We start from the raw sequence: 23,099 nt of genomic DNA on the forward strand, positions 1-23,099 counted from the left end.
ACCTAGACGCTAGTCGCTGTCCACGCGGCCCGAGAACGAGGGTGCCCACCGCGGAACCTCACAAACCTCGCGTGAAGGCGTGAGGTTTGCCCGCTACGCCGACAGCGGCATCGGGTGTGTTGGATTGATCACTAGTGATTACGTGGAGTGGATGCCTCCACTTGACGAAATCTGCACCGGCCCATGATCGAGCCCCATATGCTCGAACGTGTGAGCGAAGCCCCGGAGGTCGGGAGCATGCGGTACACATACCGGCTCCGCCTCAGCGCGACAGCCCGCCGGGCACTCGGCCAGGAGTGGGGCCGATGCCGGTGGGTGTGGAACCAGTGCGTTGCCGAATCTCGCACTGCCCACCAGGCCGGGGAGGCAATAGGTCCCGCCGCACTTGATCGAAAACTCACCGGCTGGCGCGCGGAGCGGGACTGGCTCTCCGCGGGAGCGTCGGTCCCGCAGCAGCAGATCATCCGGGACTTCGGGCGCTCTCGCGCGAAGGCGCTCAAAGACATAAAAGACCGTGTGTCGCAGCAGCGCCGGGCAGGTATGCCCCGGTTCAAGAAGAAGGATCTCGCCGCCCCCACACTGAACTACACGCTTCGCGGGTTCCGGATCAAAGGTGGCCTCCTGCACCTCGCGGGTGGTGTGGTGGTGCGTCCGGTGTGGTCACGGGAACTACCCGCCACCCCCTCGAGTGTCCGGGTGTTTCGAGACGGTCTCGGTCATTGGTACGCCAGCTTCGTGATCCCCGCCCAGGCCGAGTCGCTGCCCCCGACGGGACGCTCGATCGGAATCGACTGGGGCGTCACCACAATCGCGACCACGACCAGCGACGCTCACGATCTGCCCCACCCGCAGCATGGTAGGAGAGCCGCCGCCAAACTCGCCCACTACCAGAAGCTGATGGCCCGGCGGAGACCGCAGAAGGGTCAGCCCGGCTCGCGCGGCTACAAGAAAGCCAAACGGCAGACGGCGAAGCTGCACAAAAAGATCGCACGGCAACGCCAGGACACCGCACGTAAATGGGCGAAAAGCGTTGCGCGGGAGTTCGATCAGATCGCGGTGGAGAACTTCCGGCCGAAATTCCTGGCGAAGTCGACGATGGCGCGAAAGGCGGCGGATGCGGCGATCGGAGCGACGAAGACCGCGCTGCTCGAGATGGGACGCAAGCACGGCCGGGATATGCGACTGGTGAATCCAGCGCATACGACTATGGATTGCCGGATGTGCGGGGCGAGAGCCAAGCACCGCCTCCCGCTGTCCGAACGCACCTACGGATGCGAGCACTGCGGGTTCACCTCCCCCAGGGACAAGAACTCCGCGCATGTGATACTGAATAGGGCTGGTTTCCGCCCTGCTGGTGCTGATTGCGCAAGACCTGGACGCTCGCCGAGCGTTCAGGCAGCATGAGCCAGGAATCCCCCGCTATTAGGCGGGGGAGGAATCAAGGTTGTAGTCGTTGCACCTGCATGCCTTCGGCGTCGATGCGCGCCACGATCCGGTTGTGCAGCCGCCCCCGGCGGCCCTGCCAGAACTCGACCTCGTCGGGTCGCAGCAGGTAGCCGCCCCAGTGCGGCGGCACCGGGATGTCGTCGACATCGGCGAAGCGCTCGGTGGTCTCGGCCAGGATCCGGTCCAGCTCGGCGCGGGTGCCGACAGGCTGGGATTGGTGTGAGGCCCAGGCCCCGAGCTGGGAATCGCGAGGGCGCGAGCGCCAGTAGACAGTGGTCGTCTCGATGGGCGTCTTCGCCACCGCGCCGCGCACATGGACCTGACGGCCGAGCGCGGGCCAGAGGAAGGTGGCCGCCGCGAACGGTACCCCGGCCAGCTGGGTGCCCTTGGCCGAGTCGTAGTTGGTGTAAAAAGTCACACCCGCGGGCGAGAGACCCTTGCACAGCACGGTTCTGGCTACCGGGCGCGGGGTACCCCCGGACAGTGCGACAGTGGCCAGAACCATGGCGTTGGGTTCGGCGATGCCGACTGCGGTGGCCTGCTCGATCCAGTGCCGTAACAAGGGTTCCCAGCCCCCGGCCAGCCACGTTTCGTCGAGATCGGTGTCCTCGCCACTGCCGAAGTGCAGTACCCCGTAGTCCACGCGCATGCCCGCGAGGTCGGTGGTCGAGACGTTGTCGGCCGGGTTGCGGCCGACCGGGAAATTGTCCTCCGCCTGCATGGGCCAGACGTTACTCCGGGGTAGCAAAGAGTTATCGTTTTCCTGATCGGCATGTGCTCGGCGAGCCATCTCATCGACGAGAAACCATGCTGACCATTTCGAGCGACCTGCAAGCAGTCGCTACGGATCCGTAGTGCAAGGAGAGTCCCAACATGACTACCGCCGTCCCCAGTGATTTCGTCAGCGGCCTCGAGGGCGTGGTGGCGTTCACCACCGACATCGCCGAGCCCGACAAAGACGGCGGTGCGTTGCGCTACCGCGGCGTCGACATCGAGGACCTGGTCGGTGGCCGGGTGACCTTCGGCGACGTGTGGGCCCTGCTGGTCGACGGTGAGTTCGGTCGCGGCCTGCCGCCCGCCGAGCCGTTCCCGCTCCCCGTGCACACCGGTGACGTGCGCGTCGACGTGCAGGCCGGCCTGGCGATGCTCGCCCCGATCTGGGGTTACGAGCCGCTGCTCGACATCGACGACGAAACCGCCCGGGAGAACCTGGCGCGCGCCTCGGTCATGGCGCTGTCCTATGTGGCGCAGTCCGCGCGCGGCATCTACCAGCCCGCCGTGCCGCAGAAGAAGATCGACGAGTGTTCCACCGTCACCGAGCGCTTCATGACCCGCTGGAAGGGTGACCCGGATCCGGCTCACACCGAGGCCATCGACGCCTACTGGGTCTCCGCCGCCGAGCACGGCATGAACGCCTCCACCTTCACCGCCCGCGTCATCGCCTCCACCGGCGCCGACGTGGCGGCCTCGCTGTCCGGCGCGATCGGCGCCATGTCCGGCCCGCTGCACGGCGGCGCCCCGGCCCGTGTGCTCCCGATGATCGAAGCGGTCGAGAAGTCCGGTGACGCACGGGCTCTGGTCAAGGGCATCCTGGACCGCAAGGAGAAGCTGATGGGCTTCGGGCACCGGGTCTACCGGGCCGAGGACCCGCGCGCCCGCGTGCTGCGCGCCACCGCCAAGCGCCTCAACGCCCCTCGCTACGAGGTGGCCGCGGCGCTGGAGCAGGCTGCGCTGGCCGAGCTGCGTGAGCGTCGCCCGGATCGCGCCATCGAGACCAATGTGGAGTTCTGGGCCGCGGTGATCCTGGACTTCGCCGAGGTCCCGGCGCACATGATGCCCGCGATGTTCACCTGCGGCCGTACCGCCGGCTGGTGCGCGCACGTCCTCGAGCAGAAGCAGCTCGGCAAGCTGGTGCGTCCGGCGGCCATCTACACCGGCCCGGCCCCCCGCAAGCCGGAAGAGGTTGCGGGCTGGGCGAATATCGCGCACGCCTGATTCATATCTGAACCGGCGAGCCGGGCACTCGGGACAGGATTCCCGAGTGCCCGGCTCGTCTCGTATCGGCTCGAGTAGACGAACGGGTCAGGGCTTGGGCGCTGGGGTGAAGACGCCGAACCGGTTGCCGGAGGTGTCGTCCAGGTAGGCGAAGACCAGGCCGTCGGGGGAGGTGGTGGGTGGCTGGATCACCTTGCCGCCCAGGCGTTCCGAGTGCGCGACGGTGGCGGCCACATCCTGGACCAGGACCAGGAAGATCGCGTGGTTGGCCGAGGCGTCGGGGGAGTGGGCGATGCCGCCGCTCGGGATATCGCTGCCGGGGTAGTTGATGAGGTCGTAGCCCTCGAGGTTCGGGTCGGCGGTGAAGTTCCAGCCGAACAGCTCGCCGTAGAACTGCTGGGCCTGCTCCGGTCGGTCGCTGCCGATCTGGAACCACGAAACGGTATTGATGGCGGGAGTTGTCATAGGACAACGTTCACCCGGGCCGGCGACAACCCCCTGTCGGTGTTTCCAGAATTCTTTTTCCGGGCCGGCTCAGAGTGCGACCGCGCGGACCTCGTGGTCCGCCGGACTGGCAGGGTAGCCGTCGCGCGGCCGGATCGGCGCGGGCGTATCGGTGAGCGTCAGCGTGCGCATGCGGTCCAGCCGGAAGACCCGGAACCCGTCGCGCAATCGGCACCAGGCGATGAGATACCAGCCGTGGGTGCCGTTCAAGAGTTCCACCGGCTCGACCGTGCGCTCGCTGGCTTGCCCGTGCTGGTCCAGATATCCGATGCGCAGCACCAGCCGGCGCTCGATGGCGTGCCCGATCACCGGCGGAATCTCCGGCACCGCCGGTGCGCCGGGTGGATCGACCAACCGCACCCGGGCGGCGAGATCACGGGCCGCGGCGGCGTTGCGTTCCGGCATGGCGGCCAGCACCTTGCCCAGGGCGCTGCGGCCGGCATGGTCGAACGGCCCACCTCGGTTGCGCGCCAAAGCCAAGGCCAGCGCCACGGTTTCGGCCGCGGTGAAGTTCAAGGGCGGCAGCGACATGCTCTTCTCGAGCGCGTAGCCGCCGCGCCGCCCGACATCGGCGTAGACGGGGATGCCCGCCTGTTGCAGCGCGGCGATATCGCGTTCGATGGTGCGCGGACTCACCCCATGGCGCTCGGCGAGCTGCCGAGCCGTGCGCAGGCGGGGCGAAATCGCCCGGAGCTCTTCGACGATCGCGTACAACCGATCCGTCCGGTTCACGCAGTCACCGTAGACCTGCCCACCGACATCTTTTGCCCAGCGCCGGTCAGCGTTCCCGTTCGGGTAGATCCAGCACCAGGCGCGCCCCGCCCAGCGGACTGTCGTCGAAATAGGCTCGGCCGCCATGGAGCTGGGCCTGCTGCGCGACCAGCGCGAGGCCGAGTCCGGAGCCGCCCTTGCTGGCCTGGCTGCCGCGGTAGAACCGATCGAACACGGCCTCGCGTTCCGTGGCCGGGATGCCTTGGCCGTCGTCGTCGACGGTGATCATGATGTGCCCGTTGGGTGTTCGGTGCGCGGAGACCAGCGCGTGCGTGGCGCGGCCGTGCTTGACCGAGTTGGCCAGGGCGTTGTCGATCGCCAGTCGCAGCCCGGCGGGCAGGCCGCGGGTGATGAGCTCGGCATCGGAGTCGATGCTGACCTTCAAGCCGGGGAAATGCCGCATCGCGTCGTGGGCCGCCTGGTCGCACAGGTCGCCCACGTCGGTGTCCACATGATCGCGTTCATTGGTGAGATCGCCGGTGGCCAAACGCTCCAGCGCCGCGAGGGTGGTCTCCACCCGGCCCTGACTGCGCTGCAGGTCGACGAGGATCTCGATGCGCTGGGCCTCGTCCAGGTCCAGGGTGCGCAGCACCTCCAGGTCGGTGCGCATGGCAGTGAGCGGGGTGCGCAGTTCGTGCGCGGAGACGGCGGCGAAATCGCGAGCCGTCTCCAGTGCGGCGGCGGTCTCCGCCTGGGCTTCGTCGACGCGGGCCAGCATCGTGTTCACCGCATCGGCCAGTTGCTCGGCCTCCCGGACGCCCGAACCGTCAACGGGCGCAGGCGGATCGGCGGGATCGGCGAAACCACTGCGCCCGGCAACCTGCCGGGTGAGGCGGACGATGGGGCGGACCGCGCGTCCGGCCAGCAGCCAGCCCAGTGCGGCGGCCGCGGCGATGGCGATCAGCGCACCGGCCAGCACCCACTGCCGTTGTTCAGCGGTGGCCCGCGCGGCCTCCTCGGCCGGAATGCCGAGTGTCACCACCCGTCCGGAGGGCTGGTTCTCGGTGGTGGCGAGCAACCGGTACGAGCTGCCGCCGACCATCGCGGTGCGGAAACCCATTGGGCCCTGCGGCAATTGGACCTGGCTGCTGGCCACGACCGTGCCCTTGTCCCGGACGGTGACGGCGATGTCGTTGTTCAAACCCGTCAATCCGATCAGCCGGACGGCCACCACCGGGTCGATGAGCACCAGGCGCGAAGCCAGCCGCAGTTGCTGATCGCTCTGCTGCAGATTATTGCGCTCGATCGCGCGAATACTGATGAGGCTCAACAGGGTAACGATGATGATCGCGCCCATCGCCGCCGCGCCCGCGACGCGGGTGCGCAGCGAAAATGCCTTCATTTCGGCGGCCGCAGCACGAATCCGACGCCGCGTATCGTGTGCAGAAGCCTTGGGGTGTCCTCGGTTTCGAGTTTGCGCCGCAGATAACCGACGAAGACATCGACCACATTGGTGTCGGCGGCGAAGTCGTAACCCCACACCAATTCCAGCAGCCGCTCCCGGCTCAGCACCACGCCGGCATTGCGGGCCAGCGTGGACAGGAGTTCGAATTCCCTTTTGGTGAGCTCGATTTCGTGGCCGTTCAGCAGTGCCCGATAGCCCGCCTCGTCGATCTCGAGCGGTCCGACGGTGATCGCACCAGGAGTTTCAGGGGCCGGAGTGTCCGAGCGCCGCCGCAGCAGCGCCCGGATCCGCGCCACCAATTCGGCCAGCACGAACGGTTTCACCAGATAGTCGTCGGCGCCGGATTCCAGTCCGGCGATCCGATCGTCGACCGAGGCGCGGGCGCTGAGCACGCAGATCGGCACCTCGTTGCCCATGGCCCGCAACGCCGTCACCACCCCGGCCCCGTCGAGCACCGGCATATTCATATCGAGAACGATCGCGTCGGGCGCGTGCTCGTTCACGCTGCGCAGGGCGGCTGCCCCGTCCCGGGCGACCAGCACCCGGAAACCGGACAGCCGCAGTCCACGCTCGACCGAAGCGAGCACATCCTCGTCGTCGTCGACAACAAGCACCGTTGGGTTAGCCGTCACAGGGTCATTGTGCCGCGCCCATTCGGCAGGATCGGTCAAGGTGAGGCTCAGTAGGTGTGGCAGACGGCCGCTACTTCGGCGATCGTGTTGGCGATGCCCGCCGCCCGCGGATCGTTCTGGGCCTGCGCGGCCTGGTCCGGGTTCTCCTCGATGATCCGCTGGAACTCGGCGCGCCGCTGCTCCACCGGCAGATCGAACTTGGCCTTCAGCTCGGCCTTCTGGGACGGGTTGTTGTCGAGGATGTTGGCCAGGGCGGGCGCCTTGGCGTGCAGCGCGGCGTCGACCTGCTCGAAGGTGCACGTCGAATTCAGCAGCGGGGCCGCCAGTTCCATCGGGCCCGCGTTGGCCACGCCCGGCGCGAGCAGCACGGCGACCGCACCCGCACCGCCGGCGAGCAGGGCGATAGCAGGGCGAGCAGAAAAACGCTTCATGAAGGTCACTCCCGTGAATCGAGGGGGTTGCTGATCACCTCGACGCTATTCCCTCGCTCTGGCCCGTGTCTTAACCCCGAATGAGAAACCTCTGAGGAGAGCGGGATTCGCTCAGGGTGTGATGCGCGGGAATTCCCCGGTGTCGGCCTTGGTGGTGATGATCTGATCGGCCAGCGCCACCAGCACGGACGGGTCCTCGATGGTCGAGGGCACGTCGTAGTGGTCGCCCGCGCTGATCTGACGGATCGTCTTGCGCAGAATCTTGCCCGAGCGGGTCTTGGGCAGACCCGCGACGATCACCGCGTCGGCCAGCTGCGCGATCGCGCCGACCTGGTCGCGCACCCGGCGGGTCAGGTCCGTTCGCAACTGTCCGGGATCGACCGAGATGTTCTCCTTGAGCACCACGTAGGCGATCGGTATCTGGCCTTTGAGTTCGTCCGGCAGCCCGATCACCGCGCATTCGGCGACCGCGGGATGCCCGGCGATGGCCGCTTCGATACTGCCCGCCGACAGGCGGTGGCCGGCCATGTTGATCACATCGTCGCTGCGGCCGAGGACGAACAGGTATCCGTCCTCGTCGAAATAGCCGGAGTCGCCGGAGAGGTAGTGCCCGGGGAAGGCCTCCAGGTAGGAGCGGGTGAAGCGCTCGTCGTCGTGCCACAGCCCGGTCAGCGTGCCGGGCGGCATCGGCAGGCCGATCACGATATTGCCCTCGACACCCGGCGGCACCGGGTTGCCCTCGGCGTCGAGCACCCGCAGGCGGTAACCGGGCACCGGCACCGAGGCCGAGCCCGCCTTGATCGGAAGTTGTTGCAGGCCGAGCGGGTTGGCGCAGATCGGCCAGCCGGTCTCGGTCTGCCACCAGTGGTCGACCACGGGGCAGTCGGGGCGGGTGTCGAGCAGGGTGTGGGTGGCCCACTCGAAGGTCGCCGGGTCCAGCCGCTCGCCCGCGCAGAACAGGGCGCGCAGCGAGGACAGGTCGTAGCGGTGCGCCAGGGTCGCCTCGGCGTCGGCCTTGCGGATGGCGCGCAGTGCGGTCGGCGCGGTGAACAGCACCCGCACCTGATGCTGTTCGACGACGCGCCAGAACGCGCCCGCGTCCGGGGTGCCGACCGGCTTGCCCTCGTAGAGCAGCGTGGTCGCCCCGACCAGCAGCGGTGCGTAAACGATGTAGGAGTGCCCGACGACCCAGCCGACATCGGAAGCGGCCCACATGACTTCGCCCGGGCCGACGTCATAGATATTGCGCATGGACCAGGCCAGCGCCACCGCGTGCCCGCCGTTGTCGCGCACCACGCCCTTGGGTTTTCCGGTGGTTCCGGAGGTGTAGAGGATGTAGAGCGGGTCGGTCGCGGCCACCGACACCGGGTCGGCGAACGGTGCGTCGCGCACCGCGTCGGCCCAGTCCAGCCAGCGCACGGCCACGGTCGCCGCGGAACTCGGCAGCGACTCGGTCGCCTCCTGCATCTCCGCGAACTTCATGGTCGGGAACTGCGGCCGCTGTTTGACGATCACGTGCCGCGGCGCGGTGGTCTCGGCAAGGTCCAACGCCTGCAACACGATCGGCGGGTAATCGATCTTGCGGCCGGGCTCCAGGCCGCCGGAAGCTGTGACGATGAGCACTGGCTCGGCGTCGTCGATGCGGGCCGCGAGCTCGGGTGCGGCGAAGCCGCCGAACACCACCGAGTGCACCGCGCCGATGCGCGCGCAGGCCAGCATGGCGATCACGGCTTCGGGGATCATCGGCAGGTAGATGACCACGCGGTCGCCGACCTTGACGCCGAGCCGGGCCATCGCGCCGGCGAATTGGGCTACCGCGTCCAGCAATTCGGCGTAGGTGAATTGACCCCTGGTGTCGGTCATAGCCGAGTCGTATATTAGTGCGGGCTGGTTCGCTCGGCTGTCGCTGCCGCCGAGCACGTGCCGGTCCAGGGCGTTGTAGGAGGTGTTGAGGCGAGCATCCGGGAACCAACGAGGCACCGGTCGCGCTGCGGTGTCGACAATTTGAGTCGGCGGCACATCCCAGTCGATCGCCTCGGCAGCGCTGGTCCAGAACTCGGCGGGATCCACCAAGCTGGTCTGATAGACCGGTCGGTAGTCGTGCTGCGCACCCACTGCTGTGACTCCCTAGCCCTCGCCTCGATACCCGCCTCGATAGATCTGGATGATTGTGGCAGACTTCACGCGACACCCGGGTGGGTGTCGTGACCTTTGCTTTTGCCTGGAATGGGCTGGTCAAGGCCCGTAGTCCACCTCGGGGTCAACCAAGAAGTTATTGATCCGTTAGAATCTGATGTCACTTATTTCGGCCGTCATAGACGCAATTTCTCGGCCAGCCGCAGTTCTCGGCCAGCTTCGCCTGTCGAGCCAGCATGTGATGGCGCATGGTTGGGGCCAGTTTGGAAAGTGAGTGGGAGATGCGTGACGCCGCTAGGTCCGGCAAGAAGCGCTGGGCGCTTGGCAATTGGGACCTGCGCTGGAAGGTTACGGCGGTCCTTGCCGTGCCGCTGGCGGTCGCGGTTGGGCTCGGCGTGTCGAGGATTACCTCAGAGTTTTCCGAAGCCGGTCGGCTCGAGGCGATTTCGGAGAACATCGAGGTCATCCCGGCCGTAACCGGGTTGCGTTCGACCTACAACACCGTTGTGGGTTCGCAGTTGATTTCGCTTGCGCCGGGCACGTCCATCGTGACCGACCAGAACTTGACCGATCTGGACAAAGCCCTGGTCGAGGCCGAGGCCTCGATCAGCGCCCTGGACAATCTGCCGAAGGCGCGCGCCGCCTTCGAGAGCATGATCACCCAGGCGAAAACCACTCGGGCCCAGGGCAAGGCGCCGACGCCGAACGCGGCGGAAGCACTAGCCCAGATCGACAAGGCGACCAACGAGTCGGTCACCATCCTGGAGACCGCTACCTCGCAGGTCAGCGACCCGGGGTTGGACGCCGCGAAGCTGCGCCTTGTCGATTCGATCAACACCCGAGGCACCCTGGTTCCCGAGCTGGCGGCGTTCAGCGAGTTCCTGCGCGGTTCGCATGTGACGGGCCTGTCGAACTTCTTCACCACCGCCAATACCGAGCGGCAGCTGCTCAACATGCTCGCGCACCGGTTCCCCGACGGGGATCCGGCGATCGCCGACCTCCGGGCCGGTGTGGATACCCGGATCTCGCTGGTCAGCAGCCCGGACATCACCGCGGGCAAGATCCCGATCGGCGAGCTGAAGAACTCGATGACGACCAGCCTGGACGTCTACGATCGGATTATCGCCAAGGCCACCAAGGACATCGAAGCCGCGATGTCGCGGCTGTCGGGTAAGGCCAATACCGACGCCTGGACCTACACCGCGGTCGTGCTCGCGACCATCCTCGCGGCGCTGTTGCTCGCGGTGTTCGTCGCCCGCTCGATGATCGTGCCGCTGCACCGCCTGCGCCTCGCGGCCCTGCGCGTCGCCGAAAGCGACCTGCCGCACGAGGTCGCCCAGCTCCGTAACGGCGCCGCCCCGGAAGACGTGCCGCTGGAACCGATGCCGGTGCGCAGCTCCGAGGAGATCGGCCAGCTGGCTCGCGCCGTCGACGATATCCACGGCCAGGCGCTGCGTTTGGCCAGTGATCAGGCGCAGATGCGTTCGCAGGTCAACGACATGTTCGAGACCTTGGCGCGGCGCTCCAAGTCGCTCGTCGACCATCAGCTCAGCCTGATCGAGGCGATGGAGTACGACGAGAAGGACCCGCGCCTGCTCGAAAACCTCTTCCGCCTGGACCATCTCGCCGCGCGTATGCGCCGTAACGGTGACAACCTGCTGATTCTGGCCGGCACCAAGCAGCGCCGCGCCAAGTCCGCCCCGGTCGAGATCGCCGACGTGCTGCGTGCCGCGATCTCCGAGGTCGAGGACTACGAGCGCGTGAAACTGGGCGCGACGCCGCGCGGTTCGCTGATCGAGCCCGCCGCCTCCGACCTGGCGCACCTGTTCGCCGAGCTCCTGGACAACGCGCTGCGTGCCTCGCCGCCGGAAACGGACGTGAAGTTCACCTTCGCGCAGGCGCACGACCAGGGCCTGCTGATCGAGGTCGCCGACCGCGGCATCGGTATGCCGCCGGCCGAAATGGTCGAGATCAACCGGCGTTTGGAGCAGACCGCGGAGCCGGGCCCCGATACCGCCCGCCACATGGGTCTTTTCGTGGTCGGCCGGTTGGCCGAGCGGCACGGTTTGACCGTGCGGCTGCGCCCGACCTTCGACACCGCGCGCGATCCGGGTGTAACGGTGACCGTCCATGTCCCGGTAGGCCTGATCGTGCACGGCAAAGCAAGCGTCCAGCAAACCACTCCGGCGGCTCCGGTCGCCGCGGAGCGCCCGCGTCCGTCGGCCGCTTCGTCGATGCAGATGCGGGCGATCCAGCGCACGCCGCAGGGCAACGTCATGGTGACGGTGGATCCGGGCGTCAGCGGCCCGGTCGACGCGCCGAGCGCGCAACCGCCGGGCACTCCGGCCGGCGGTGGCGGTCTGCCGCAGCGCCAGCCGGGTTCGGCCGCGGCCGCCGCGGGCATGCGCCAAGAAGGCGCGCAGTCCGGTCCGACCTTGCGTCCGGCGCCGGGTCAGGCGCAGAACGGTCCGCAGCGCGGCAAGCTCGCCGCGGCCAGCCTGCCCAAGCGCAACCTCGCCGGTGGTCCGCCGCCGCGTCAGCCGGGTACGCCCGATCCAGCCGTGTCCAGCGCGTCCGGCGGGTTGCCCCCGCGCGACGCGAACGGCGGTCTGCCGCAGCGTCAGCCGGGTGGCAATGGTGCGCCGCAGCCGACGGGTGGTGGGCTGCCGCAGCGGCAGCCCGGCGCCAACGGCGCGCCCGGGCGGCAGCCGGATGCCGGTCTGCCGCAGCGGGATCTGTCCGCCGGTGGTCTGCCCTCGCGTCAGGCTCCGAGCATGCCGCAGCGGGACGCCAACCCGATCGCACCGGCCGCCAGCGGTCTGCCGCAGCGCGAGCCGGGTGTGAACGGTCCCACGGTCAAGGGCGCGACAGTGCCGCCGCCTCGGGTCAACCCGCCGGTGTCGCGGGAAACCGCGCTGCCGCAGCGGGAACCGGGCGCGGGTTCGGTGCCGCAGCGTCCGGCCGCCTCGACCGGTTTGCCGCAGCGTCAGCCGTCAGGCTTGCCGCAGCGGGATCCGTCCGCGGGTGGTTTGCCGCAGCGTGATTCGGCCTCGTCCGGTTTGCCGCAGCGTGATTCGGCCTCGACCGGTTTGCCGCAGCGTGATTCGGCCTCGACCGGTTTGCCGCAGCGTGATTCGGCCTCGACCGGTTTGCCGCAGCGTGATCCGGCCTCGACCGGTTTGCCGCAGCGTGATCCGGCCTCGACCGGTCTGCCACAGCGTCAGCCCGCCGCGTCCACTCCGCCGCAGCGTGAGCCCGGCGGACTGCCGCAGCGTGAGCCTGGTGGCCTGCCGCAGCGTCAGCCGGGTGCCTCGCCGCTGGGTCTGCCGCAGCGTGAGCCCGGTGCTTCGCCGCTCGGCGGTGGCCTCCCGCGACGGGAGCCTGCCCCGACCGACCTGCCGCAGCGTGCTGCCGGTCTCTCACAGCGGGAGCGGGGCGCGGCCGACGTGGCCGACAGCGCATTGTCTTCCGGCACACCGGATTCGCTGGCGCCTGCCCGCGACCCCGGCAAGCACAGCATGCGCTCGGATCCGGCCAAGGCGGCCTCGTTCTTCCAGACTCGACTGCAGCCCGCGGTCGAAACCGGATCGGCGATGGACAGCCCGATCTTCGCCGAGATGATGTCGGCGTGGCTGTCGGATCCGAATCCGGACCGGTCCCAGGTGGCCGCCGCCTTCGAATCACCGGGTGACGAAGGTTGGCAGGCCGCGCGCCGGGCTTCCGAGGCGCAAGCCGAGAAAAAGACCGCCGCCGGGTTGCCGCAACGCGATCCGGGCGGAAGGCTGGTCCCCGGCGGTGTCACCGGTGCCGCCAGGGAACGGGCACCCCGCCGCGATCCGGAAATGATCAGGTCCAGCTTGAGTCGTCACCAGCAGGGCGTCCGGGATGGCCGCTCAATGAAAGCACCCCTAACCGGAGAAGGAGACCGATGAACCCCGATCTAGGTGGTACGAATCGTCAACTGGATTGGCTGGTTTCGAACTTCGCCAACGAGGTTCCTGGCGTAGCCCATGCCGTCCTGGTTTCGGCTGACGGCCTACTCATGGCCGCGAGCGCACAGCTGCCCGTCGACCGTGCCGAGCAGCTCTCGGCTGTCACCGCGGGGCTCGCGAGCCTCTCGGTGGGCGTCTCGAACCTGTTCGAGGGCGGCACCGTGCTGCAGTCGGTCGTCGAGATGGAGCACGGTTACCTGCTGCTCATGGCGGTCGGCGACGGGTCCTACCTCGCGGTGCTGACCAACACGTCCTGCGACATCGGACAGGTCGGCTACGAAATGGCTTTGTTGGTCGAGCGTGTGGGCCAGACAGTGCAGGCCACACCACGCGTCACGATGGGTTCCTGATGGTGGGATGGACATAGAAGATCACCGCGTGGGGAGCGCCGAGCCGAGCCTCGTTCGCCCATATTCGCTGACGGCCGGTCGCACCCGGCCGACAGTGGAGTTGGCGTTGGAGGCTCTCGTCGCATCGCATCCGGTCGCCCTGGAGCGGCAGTTCGAACTGACCAACATCGAGACGTCAATCGTGGAGTTGTGCAGAGAATCGCCGTCCGTTGCCGAACTCGCGGCGCGCCTGAGTATTCCGATCGGAGTGGCCCGGGTTCTCGTGGCCGACCTGATCGAAGCCGGGCATGTCCGAGTTTCGGCGACTTTGAAAGACGATTCCAGCGACGATGAACGTCGCGAGCTGATCGAAAGGGTTCTCAGTGGACTCCGGCGTATATGATTCGACGGCGCATGTCGATACCCGCACCAGCAAGCCGACCTCGGCGAAGATCGTGGTCGCGGGTGGTTTCGGTGTCGGCAAGACCACAATGGTCGGTGCTGTTTCGGAGATCGTTCCGCTGCGCACCGAGGCCTTGGTGACCAACGCCAGTACCGGAATCGACAATCTGACCGGCATCCCGATGAAGTCGACCACCACGGTGGCGATGGACTTCGGCCGGATCAGCCTCGCCGACGACCTGGTGCTGTACCTGTTCGGTACACCTGGCCAGTACCGATTCTGGTTCATGTGGGACGACCTGATCCGCGGCGCCATCGGCGCGGTGGTGCTGGTCGACACCCGTAGGCTCGAGGACAGCTTCGCGGCCGTCGACTACTTCGAGGCGCGCAACCTACCGTTCCTGGTGGCGCTCAACGAATTCGACGACGCACCGCGTTACCCGATCGAGGACATCCGGCAGGCCCTCGCGGTCTCCGCGGATGTGCCGATCCTCTCGATGGACGCCCGCCGGCGCGAGCCCGCCAAGCAGGCGCTGGTCTCGCTCACCGAGTACGCCCTGCGCAAGGTGATGCAGGGGTACTGAGTACGCTCCCTCGGTGCGCATTTCGGCCGGGGAATTACTCGAGCAGCTGCTCGATTCGGGATCATTCGTCAGCTGGGACCGGCCACCGCTACCGGTGGCCGGTACTTCGCGGTATCGCGACGCGTTGAGCCGGGCCGCGCAATCCGCGGGCACCGACGAGTCGGTGCTGACCGGAGAAGGTCTGTTGCGCGGTCGCCGGGTCGCCGTAATCGCTTGCGAGTTCGGATTTCTGGCGGGTTCTATCGGTGTGGCGGCGGCGGAACGCATCGTCACCGCTGTCGAACGCGCCACCGAACTGGGCCTGCCGCTGATCGCTTCGCCGACCTCCGGCGGCACCCGAATGCAAGAGGGCACAGTCGCTTTCGTGCAGATGGTGAAGATCGCGGCCGCAGTCGCGGTACACAAGTCGGCGGGCCATCCCTACCTGGTCTACCTGCGGGACCCGACCATGGGTGGAGTGTTCGCCTCCTGGGGCTCGCTGGGCCACATCACCTTCGCCCAGCCCGGCGCGCTGATCGGCTTCCTCGGCCCGCGCGTCTATAAAGCCTTGTACGACAAGCCTTTCCCCGAGGGCGTGCAAACCGCCGAGAACCTCTACCGCAACGGTGTCATCGACGGCGTCGTCCCGATCTCGGTCTTCCGCCGCATCGCCCACCGCGCCCTGAGCGTCCTCAGCGGCGATATCCTCCCGAGTCCTCCAGCGGCCCAGGAGATTCCGCGCCCCGCACCCGCCGACATCCCGGCCTGGCAATCGGTCCTGTCCTCCCGCCGCCCCGACCGCCCCGGCATCCGCGACCTCTTACGCCACGTCACCCAACGGGTCCCACTCAGCGGCACCGGCCAAGGCGAATCCGACCGCACCGTAGTCCACGCCCTGGCCCGCTTCCGCGGCCAGCCCTGCGTCGTCTTCGGCCACGACCGCTCCGGCCAGCACGGCGAAACCACCATGGGCCCCGCGGCTTTACGCGAAGCCCGCCGCAGCATGGCCCTCGCCCAAGAACTCCGCGTCCCCCTCGTGCTGGTCATCGACACGGTCGGCGCCGCGTTGTCCAAGGAGGCCGAAGAACGCGGCCTGGCCCCCGAAATCGCCCGCTGCCTGGCCGATCTCACCACGCTGAACACTCCGACGGTCTCAGTCCTACTCGGCCAAGGCACCGGCGGCGGCGCCCTGGCCCTACTCCCCGCCGACCGCGTCCTCGCCGCGTCCCACGCCTGGCTCGCACCCTTACCTCCCGAAGGCGCCAGCGCCATCGTCTACCGAGACACCGACCACGCCGCGGACTTAGCTGTAGCCCAACGCATTCGCTCGACCGACTTACTCGCAGACGGCATCGTCGACCGCATCGTCCCCGAAAACCCCGACGCCGCCGACGAACCCGTCGACTTCGCCCGCCGCATGGTCCTCGCCATCGCCGACGAACTGACCCACCTCCGCACCCAGCCGGAAGAACACCTCCACCGCCTCCGCCACCACCGCTACCGCCGACTCGGCCTGCAATGAGCGATCAGCCACCGCCTAAGGCACTCGACGGTGCCATCGTCGAGCTGTTCGCATTCACGAAGAGTGCGCAGGCAACAGGCGTCACCCGGCATTCCTTGATCAGCGGCTCCGTAACCCAGATCCTCGATCCCGGAACACAGTTCCTCGCCCTCGCGATCGCAAAGTACAACGAGGACGCCTCCGCCGGTTGCTATCTCTTCTATTGCGACGCCAACTGGTCAGTGCTCACCGACACTTGGCATGAGACCGTCGAAGACGCGATAGACCAGGCCAACGCCGAGTTCACGGGCCTGCAATTCGAACCACCCTGAACTCTCACGCAGCGCCCGCATGGTCGGCACATCGACGTGTAGTCAGTCCTCGCCGAGCCAGGCGGGGTGCCAGAGGCGGCCGGTTTCGGTCCAGTTCATGAAGCGGACGATGCCGACGATTTTGGGGGTTACCCAGACGGCCTCTTTGCGTTCGTCGGCGGTGAGGTCGTTGTCGAAGGGGCTGGTTTTGCGCTCGAGCTTGTTCAGGCGTTTGGCGAGGTCACGCATGCCCTCGTCGCCGAAGCCGGTACCGACGCGGCCGACGTAGATCAGCCTGCCCTCGTGCGGGATGCCGATCAGCAGGGATTTGAAGCTGCGGGCTTCGCTGCGCCGGTAGCCGCCGACCACCACAGCGAGGGTGCGCCAGTTGCGTTGCTTGACCCAGGAGTGGCCGCGTTTGCCGGGGAGGTAGACCGAGTCTTTGCGTTTGGCGACCACGCCTTCCAGGCCCTGGTCCTGGCTGTATTGGAGGGCGGCTGCGCCGGGGCCGTCGAGACGGGGCGGGACCTGCATCGAGGGAACGGTGGCTGCGAGGGCTTCGAGGACGCGGCGGCGGTCGGCATAGCGTTTGCGGATGAGGGACGTGCCGTCGAGGTAGAGGACGTCGAAGGCGACGAAGACGGCGCGGGCCGCATCCGCTTGCAGGAGACCGAGATTGGCGAGGCCGTGGTCGTCGAAGACCACCGCCTCGCCGTCGAGCACGACGTCGTGGGCCGACAGTTCGTCAGCGAGCGGACCGATCCCCGGGTATCTATCGGTGACTACGATTCCGCGGCGACTGCGCAGCGTGAGTCTGCCGCCGGACACTTCGGCGATCACGCGGAAGCCATCCCACTTGGTCTCGAACGACCACTCGTCGTCGGCGAGTTCGGTGACGTCGCCTTCGGTGGCCAGCATCGGTTCGAGTCCGCGTGGGAAGGGAGCCGCGCCCTGTCGAGAGACCTTCTCCGGCCGAATCCCATTCGGCTCTGCCGCAGCACCTTTCGGCTTCTTCTCCGCGCCGTCGGACGCGTCCGGGTTCTGGTCGCGCATCAGATGCATGAGCCACTGGTTGCCGTTGGTCTGGATCAGCGCGAAGCGCCCGTTGAGCCGTTCGCCGTGGAATCGGACGATGACCTCGTCGTCGCGCCACTTCTCGGTCTCGTAGGTACCGGTATCCCAGATCGTCATCTCACCCGCGCCGTACTGCCCCTTGGGGATGGCGCCGTGGAAGTGCAGGTATTCCAGTGGATGGTCCTCGGTGTGCACCGCGAGCCGGTTCTGGTCGGAGGTGGTGGGCGGGCCTTTCGGCACCGCCCACGAGGCGAGCACTCCGTCGCGTTCGAGCCGCACGTCCCAGTGCAGCCGCCGGGCATGATGTTCCTGGACGACGAACCGATTGCCGTCCGTGGCCTGCGGTGGCGTCGCGGGCACCGGCTCCGGCGTGCGCTCGGGATCGCGCATGGACCGATACTTGGTCAGCGCATCGCTTTTCGAGCCGTGCAGCGGCGGATCGAGATCGGCGAGCAGATCACCGTCGTCGCGCCAGCGCGCGAGCACCTCGTCGAAACGCAAGTGCCGCAGCTTCTTCCGATTCTCGATCTCGTCCCAGCTGCGTGGCGCGGCGGCATTCGGCTCGGCCCGCCCGCGCAACGAGTACGGCGCGATGGTGGTCTTCGACGGATTGTTCTGACTCCAGTCGACGAAAACCTTTCCGGCCCGGACGTTCTTGGCCATCGTCGCCGTCACCAGATCCGGATGCAGCTTCTCCAGATTCGTGGCCACCTGCTTGGCCACCGTCGACGCCCCACCGGGGCTCAACGTCTTGTCCAGCGGCACATAGAGGTGAATTCCCTTGCTGCCACTGGTAACCGGGAACGTGCGCAGCCCGATACCCTCCACCATGTCCCGCACCAGCAGCGCCACCCGCGCGCACTCGGGCAACCCGGCCCCCGGGCCCGGATCCAGATCGAAGACGATCCGCGTGGCATAACCGATCTGATCGCCGTCGAAACGCCACTGCGGCACGTGGATTTCCAGCGCCGCCTGCTGCGCCAGCCAGGCCAGCCCGCCCTCGGAATCGATAACGGGATATTCGGCGCGCCGGGAGGAATGCTCGACGACATGCCGTTCCATCCAGTCCGGCGCGTGCGACGGGAGGTTCTTCTCGAAGAACGAGGATTCCTCGACCCCGTTGGGCCAGCGTTTGCGCGTCACCGGGCGGCACGCGATATGCGGCAGCATGGCCGGCGCGATGGCCGTGTAATAGGCGATGACCTCGCCCTTTGTCGTCCCAGTGGCCGGATACAGCACCTTGTCGAGGTTGGTCAGATCAACCTCGACGGGGGTTTGGCCCGGGCTGCCACCGAACTCGCGGCGGGGAGACATACCTGAATTCTAGTGGCGGGGACCGACAATCGGTCCCCGCCGCGCGTCAGGCCTGCGAGCCGGGCTGGGAACCGGGCTGCTCCGGCGGCACCGCCTTCTTGGCGGCCTCCTGCACCTTGTCGATCTTGTCGGTGTACTTGCCCTGGGTCTTCTTATCGACGAAATCGCCGGCCTTGTCGACCGCGCCGTGGATCTTGTCGGCGTTCTTGGTCGCCATATCCTTACCCTTGCCGACCAGGCCTTTGAGACTGTCCGCGAAACTCATTCCCGGGTCCTTCCTGTCGATCGAGCTCTGTGGTCGAAACCGACTGGTTTCAACCAATATCCTCCCACCAGGCCTTTTCCTCTGCCATACCGGGAAGCGCCTGCGGATCGATGCGCTGGCCGGGCATGGGCACGGCGACCTTGGTGCCGGCCTGTCCGGCCGCCCGCACCATCCGCCGCACCGGCTCCGACCAGCCGTGGAAGGCGAGGTTGAAGGTCGCCCAGTGGATCGGGACCAGCAGGCCGTGCTGCGCGTCGCCGCCACACAGGTCGGCGTGCGCGCGCACCGCTTCCTCGGGGTTCATGTGCACGTCCGGCCAGCGGGTGTCGTAGGCGCCGATCGGCAGCAGCGTCAGATCGAACGGGCCCAGGGCCGCGCCCGCGTCGGCGAACACCTTGGTGAACCCGGTGTCGCCGCCGAAGTACACCCGCTTGGTCGGGCCGGCGATGGACCAGGACGCCCACAGCGTGGTGTTGCGCACCAGGCCGCGGCCGGAGAAATGCCGGGCCTCGGTGCAGGTGAGCACCAGATCGGTGCCGTCCCGTTCCCGGCCCAGCGCGGCCAGGGAAACCGAACCGCCCCAATCCAATTCGATGATCCGATGCTCGGGCACACCCCAGTGCCGCAGGTGCGCGCCGATCCCGATCGGCACCAGGAACGGCACCGACTGACCGGTCACCAGCTCCCGGATGGTCGCCTTGTCCAGGTGGTCGTAGTGATCGTGGGAGATGACCACCGCGTCCAGCGGCGGCAGCTCCGACAGCGGCATCGGCACCGGGTGCAACCGGGCCGGGCCGACCAGCGCGGACGGCGAAACCCGTTCGCTCCATACGGGATCGGTGAGAATGCGGTAGCCGTCCACCTCGATCAGCGCCGAGGCGTGGCCGTACCAGGTGACCGCCAGATCGGCCGCCTCCGCCGGGGCGGGCGGAGTCTGCAGCGGCACCACGCCGCGCGGGCGGCCCGCATTACGGCGGGTCAGTGCCGAATACAGCAGGGACGGAGCCGAACCCGGCGCGATCTGGCTGCTCGGCTCGCTGTTGTGGAACTGCCGGTTGCGGTAGCTCGCGGCGCCCGAAGCGGTCGGCGCGATCGCCGACATCGAGGCGCCGATCGCCGACGGGATATCCCATATCGCGCGGGCCAGCCAGCCGATACCGACGGCGCCGGCTGCGGCGCCCAGTACCTTCTTCACTTTCATCGCCGTATCCCCTTATCGCCCAACGAATTTCGCCGCACGTTTTTCTTCCCGGGCCAACCGGCCCTCCTGGGCGTCGGCGCTGGTCCACGCCGCCTCCAGCGCCGCGCGCTGCTGCGCCGTCTCCGGCTCCCGGGTGCCGTCGTCGTTGAGCACCAGTTTGAGGTGGCGCAGCGACAGCGGGGCGAGTTCGGCGATCGACTTCGCCCACTCCTGGGCGTCGGCGAGGGTGCCGAGGCGGTTGGCGAAGCCGAAGTTGTAGGCGTCCTGCGCCGGCACGCTCTGCGCGCCCATCAGGATGCCGCGGGCGGGCCCGCCGCCGATCAGCGACACCAGGCGGCGGATCGTCCACCGATCCACCGAAATGCCAAGCTTCGCAGCGGGAATCGCGATGTAGGACTCCGGCGACATGACCCGCAGATCCGCGGCGATCGACATTTGCACGCCCGCGCCGATGGCGCCGCCGTTGATCGCCGCGATCACCGGGATCGGCGCGGATTCGAGGGTGTGCAGCATGTCCATGTGGTCGGACAGGAAGTCCTCGGAGTAGACCCCGGTCAGGTCGGCTCCCGCGCTGAACAGCGGCCCGCGGCCGGTGAGGACGATGACCCGCGCGCCATCCTCGACGGCGGCGAGCACCGCCTCGCGCAGCAGGTTCACCAGTTCCTTGTTGAGCGCGTTGCGACGGTCTTCACGCTGCAATTCGATGGTGACCACATCACCATCGCGGCTAACTCCGAGCATGCCCACTCCCCGGCTCAACGTGTTGATTGATTACCTTTACTGTGCCACAGGCCAAGGCGGTGTTCGCTCATGAGGGAGCGACGCGACCGAATCATGTGCCATGCGCGTTACGATCACCACTCGTGCCGAGAGATTTCGAGATCCTGGTGATCGGTGCTGGTCAGGCTGGACTGTCGGCGGGTTATCACTTGCGGCGGCTCGGTTTGGAGCCGGAGCGCGACTTCCTGATTGTGGACCACGCGCCGGGCCCGGGCGGCGCCTGGCAGTTCCGGTGGCCTTCCCTGACGCTGACCACGGTCAACAGGGTGCACGACCTACCGGGGATGTCATTCGCCGAAACATTGCCTCCCGGCTCGGAATCGGCGCCCGCGGCGACGGCGGTACCGCACTATTACGCGCTGTACGAGAAGGAATTCGATCTGCGGGTGCGGCGGCAGGTCAGCGTGCAGGTGGTGTGTGACCGGACCGCCGACGGCAAGCGGTGCGATGGCCGCGGCGAGATCCTGAGCGCCGAGACCGACTCGGCCGGAACGTTGGGGGTGCACGGGCTGATCAACGGGACCGGAACCTGGGAGCACCCGTTCATCCCGGTCTATCCCGGCGCTTCGACCTTCACCGGGCGGCAGCTGCACACCCGCGACTATCACAGCGCCGAGGAATTCCGCGGCAAGCACGTCGTGATCGTCGGCGGCGGAATCTCGGCGCTGCAGCTACTCGATGAGATCTCCCAGATCACCACGACCACCTGGGTGACCCGCCGCGAACCGACCTTCCGGGACGAGGAATTCGGTCCGGAGGCCGGGCGCGCCTCGGTGGCCGAAGTGGAAGACCGGGTGCGGCGCGGGCTGCCGCCCGGATCGGTGGTGTCGGTGACCGGTCTGCGCTGGGACGCGCGGTTACGGGCCGCCCAGGAACGTGGCGCGCTCGAGCGGCTGCCGATGTTCGCCGGCATCGAACCCGGCGGGGTGCGCTGGGCGGACGGGTCGTTCCAGCCCGCCGATGTGATTCTGTGGGCCACCGGATTCCGCAGCGCCCTGGACCATCTCGCCCCGCTGCGCCTGCGCGGACCGGGTGGCGGCATCACCATGACCGGACGGCTGGCCACGCAGGTCGCCGCCGACCCGCGCATCCATCTGATCGGTTACGGCCCGTCGGCCAGCACCATCGGCGCCAACCGCGCGGGCCGGGCCGCGGCGCGTGAACTCGCCGACTATCTGCGGCTCACTGGTAGCCCGCGGTAAAGGTGTCCGGGTCCGGGCCGATGCGCTCGCCGGCGTCCATCGAGTCGATCGCCGACATCTGGCCCTCGTTGAGTTCGAACCCGAAGACGTCGAAATTCGACGCGATACGCGCCGGCGTCACCGACTTCGGAATCACGATGGTGCCGCGCTGCAGATGCCAGCGAATGATCACCTGCGCCGGCGTCCGGTCCAGCTCCCCGGCAATGGCGGTGATGGTCGGGTGGTCGAGCAAAGTGCCCTGGCCCAGCGGACTCCAGGCTTCGGTGGCGATCGCGTTGGCGGTATGGAATTCGCGTAGTTCGCGCTGTCCGAGCCGCGGATGTAGCTCGATCTGGTTGACCGCCGGAACCTCGCCGGTCTCACTGATCAACCGCTCCAGCTGCGGCACCGTGAAATTCGATACCCCGATCGACCGAACCCGGCCCTGCGTCTTCAAGGCCTGAAACGCGCGGAAGGTATCGACGAACTTCCCGGCCGCCTGCACCGGCCAATGGATCAGATAGAGGTCCAGATAATCCAGACCCAGCTTTTCCATGCTGGCGTCGAACGCCCGCAATGTGGAGTCGTAGCCCTGCTCCGAATTCCACAGCTTGGTCGTGACATACACCTCGTCCCGAGCCAGCTCCGACTCGCGGATCGCCCGCCCGGTGCCCTCCTCGTTGGCGTAGATGGCGGCGGTATCGATACTGCGATACCCCGCCTGCAGCGCGGCCGTCACCACCTCGGTCACCTCATCCGACGGCACCTGGAACACACCGAACCCGAGCTGCGGGATGACGTTCCCGTCATTGAGGATGATCGAGGGAATAGCGCAGGTCTCGCTTTTGAAAGTCACTGTTCCGACC

The 23,099-nt window shown here is 67.7% G+C and carries 21 protein-coding genes; 9 read left to right on the top strand and 12 right to left on the bottom strand.

Features of this window, described 5'->3' with window-relative positions; translation table 11 throughout:
• The first annotated feature begins 237 nt into the window (after positions 1-237).
• Complete coding sequence (locus IBX22_RS21065) at positions 238-1,404, top strand: transposase (RefSeq protein WP_228538907.1); 1,167 nt, start codon at positions 238-240, stop codon at positions 1,402-1,404.
• 34 nt (positions 1,405-1,438) lie between these two features.
• Here the strand turns inward: IBX22_RS21065 and pdxH are convergent, their stop codons facing one another.
• A complete protein-coding gene (pdxH, locus tag IBX22_RS21070) occupies positions 1,439-2,167 on the bottom strand; it encodes a pyridoxamine 5'-phosphate oxidase (protein WP_228538908.1) in 729 nt (242 codons plus the stop codon).
• Between the two features lie 152 nt (positions 2,168-2,319).
• Here pdxH and IBX22_RS21075 point away from each other — a divergent pair, with 152 nt between their 5' ends.
• Positions 2,320-3,441: a citrate synthase 2 gene (locus IBX22_RS21075; protein ID WP_194817223.1), complete on the top strand. Its 1,122-nt coding sequence runs from the start codon at positions 2,320-2,322 to the stop codon at positions 3,439-3,441.
• A gap of 87 nt (positions 3,442-3,528) precedes the next feature.
• Here the strand turns inward: IBX22_RS21075 and IBX22_RS21080 are convergent, their stop codons facing one another.
• The 6 genes from IBX22_RS21080 to IBX22_RS21105 all read right to left on the bottom strand — a co-directional run bounded on the left by IBX22_RS21080 (position 3,529) and on the right by IBX22_RS21105 (position 9,299).
• Positions 3,529-3,906 carry a VOC family protein gene (locus tag IBX22_RS21080; RefSeq protein ID WP_194817224.1) on the bottom strand — a complete coding sequence of 126 codons (378 nt, stop codon included), beginning with the start codon at positions 3,904-3,906 and terminating at the stop codon, positions 3,529-3,531.
• Between the two features lie 69 nt (positions 3,907-3,975).
• On the bottom strand, positions 3,976-4,677 hold the full coding sequence (locus IBX22_RS21085) for a YafY family protein (RefSeq protein WP_194817225.1): 702 nt from the start codon (positions 4,675-4,677) through the stop codon (positions 3,976-3,978).
• 46 nt (positions 4,678-4,723) lie between these two features.
• A complete protein-coding gene (locus tag IBX22_RS21090; protein ID WP_194817226.1) occupies positions 4,724-6,058 on the bottom strand; it encodes a HAMP domain-containing sensor histidine kinase in 1,335 nt (444 codons plus the stop codon).
• Positions 6,055-6,753, bottom strand: coding sequence for a response regulator transcription factor (locus tag IBX22_RS21095; protein ID WP_194817227.1), 699 nt, complete (start codon positions 6,751-6,753; stop codon positions 6,055-6,057). Before IBX22_RS21095 ends, IBX22_RS21090 begins: the two co-directional genes overlap by 4 nt.
• 47 nt (positions 6,754-6,800) lie before the next feature.
• On the bottom strand, positions 6,801-7,184 hold the full coding sequence (locus IBX22_RS21100) for a hemophore-related protein (RefSeq protein ID WP_194817228.1): 384 nt from the start codon (positions 7,182-7,184) through the stop codon (positions 6,801-6,803).
• A 111-nt stretch (positions 7,185-7,295) separates the two neighbouring features.
• Entirely contained in the window at positions 7,296-9,299 is a 2,004-nt protein-coding gene (locus IBX22_RS21105; RefSeq protein WP_194817229.1) for an AMP-binding protein, read from the bottom strand.
• Positions 9,300-9,601: 302 nt separating this feature from the next.
• Between IBX22_RS21105 and IBX22_RS21110 the strand changes: the two genes are divergently transcribed.
• The 6 genes from IBX22_RS21110 to IBX22_RS21135 are packed head-to-tail and all read left to right on the top strand — an operon-like array spanning position 9,602 to position 16,439.
• Positions 9,602-13,252, top strand: a complete 3,651-nt coding sequence (locus IBX22_RS21110) for an ATP-binding protein (RefSeq protein ID WP_194817230.1) — start codon at positions 9,602-9,604, stop codon at positions 13,250-13,252.
• Positions 13,249-13,662: a roadblock/LC7 domain-containing protein gene (locus tag IBX22_RS21115; protein WP_011207200.1), complete on the top strand. Its 414-nt coding sequence runs from the start codon at positions 13,249-13,251 to the stop codon at positions 13,660-13,662. The genes IBX22_RS21110 and IBX22_RS21115 overlap by 4 nt, the downstream gene beginning before the upstream one ends.
• A 7-nt stretch (positions 13,663-13,669) precedes the next feature.
• Entirely contained in the window at positions 13,670-14,044 is a 375-nt protein-coding gene (locus IBX22_RS21120; protein ID WP_194817231.1) for a DUF742 domain-containing protein, read from the top strand.
• Positions 14,025-14,627: an ATP/GTP-binding protein gene (locus IBX22_RS21125; RefSeq protein ID WP_194817232.1), complete on the top strand. Its 603-nt coding sequence runs from the start codon at positions 14,025-14,027 to the stop codon at positions 14,625-14,627. The genes IBX22_RS21120 and IBX22_RS21125 overlap by 20 nt, the downstream gene beginning before the upstream one ends.
• A 13-nt stretch (positions 14,628-14,640) precedes the next feature.
• Entirely contained in the window at positions 14,641-16,128 is a 1,488-nt protein-coding gene (locus IBX22_RS21130; protein ID WP_194817233.1) for a carboxyl transferase domain-containing protein, read from the top strand.
• Positions 16,125-16,439 carry a hypothetical protein gene (locus IBX22_RS21135; protein ID WP_194817234.1) on the top strand — a complete coding sequence of 105 codons (315 nt, stop codon included), beginning with the start codon at positions 16,125-16,127 and terminating at the stop codon, positions 16,437-16,439. The genes IBX22_RS21130 and IBX22_RS21135 overlap by 4 nt, the downstream gene beginning before the upstream one ends.
• A gap of 42 nt (positions 16,440-16,481) precedes the next feature.
• Here the strand turns inward: IBX22_RS21135 and IBX22_RS21140 are convergent, their stop codons facing one another.
• The 4 genes from IBX22_RS21140 to IBX22_RS21155 are packed head-to-tail and all read right to left on the bottom strand — an operon-like array spanning position 16,482 to position 21,013.
• Positions 16,482-18,806: an ATP-dependent DNA ligase gene (locus IBX22_RS21140; protein ID WP_194817235.1), complete on the bottom strand. Its 2,325-nt coding sequence runs from the start codon at positions 18,804-18,806 to the stop codon at positions 16,482-16,484.
• 46 nt (positions 18,807-18,852) lie between these two features.
• Entirely contained in the window at positions 18,853-19,071 is a 219-nt protein-coding gene (locus IBX22_RS21145) for an antitoxin (RefSeq protein ID WP_194817236.1), read from the bottom strand.
• A gap of 49 nt (positions 19,072-19,120) precedes the next feature.
• Positions 19,121-20,272, bottom strand: coding sequence for an MBL fold metallo-hydrolase (locus IBX22_RS21150; protein WP_194817237.1), 1,152 nt, complete (start codon positions 20,270-20,272; stop codon positions 19,121-19,123).
• 12 nt (positions 20,273-20,284) lie between these two features.
• Positions 20,285-21,013, bottom strand: coding sequence for an enoyl-CoA hydratase (locus IBX22_RS21155; protein WP_194817238.1), 729 nt, complete (start codon positions 21,011-21,013; stop codon positions 20,285-20,287).
• Positions 21,014-21,135: 122 nt separating this feature from the next.
• Between IBX22_RS21155 and IBX22_RS21160 the strand changes: the two genes are divergently transcribed.
• Entirely contained in the window at positions 21,136-22,254 is a 1,119-nt protein-coding gene (locus IBX22_RS21160) for an NAD(P)-binding domain-containing protein (protein WP_194817239.1), read from the top strand.
• Here IBX22_RS21160 and IBX22_RS21165 read toward each other — a convergent pair.
• Positions 22,235-23,089 carry an aldo/keto reductase gene (locus IBX22_RS21165; protein ID WP_194817240.1) on the bottom strand — a complete coding sequence of 285 codons (855 nt, stop codon included), beginning with the start codon at positions 23,087-23,089 and terminating at the stop codon, positions 22,235-22,237. The genes IBX22_RS21160 and IBX22_RS21165 overlap by 20 nt on opposite strands.
• Between the last annotated feature and the right edge of the window lie 10 nt (positions 23,090-23,099).

The sequence above is a fragment of the Nocardia sp. XZ_19_385 genome (genome assembly GCF_015355755.1).
Lineage (GTDB): Bacteria > Actinomycetota > Actinomycetes > Mycobacteriales > Mycobacteriaceae > Nocardia.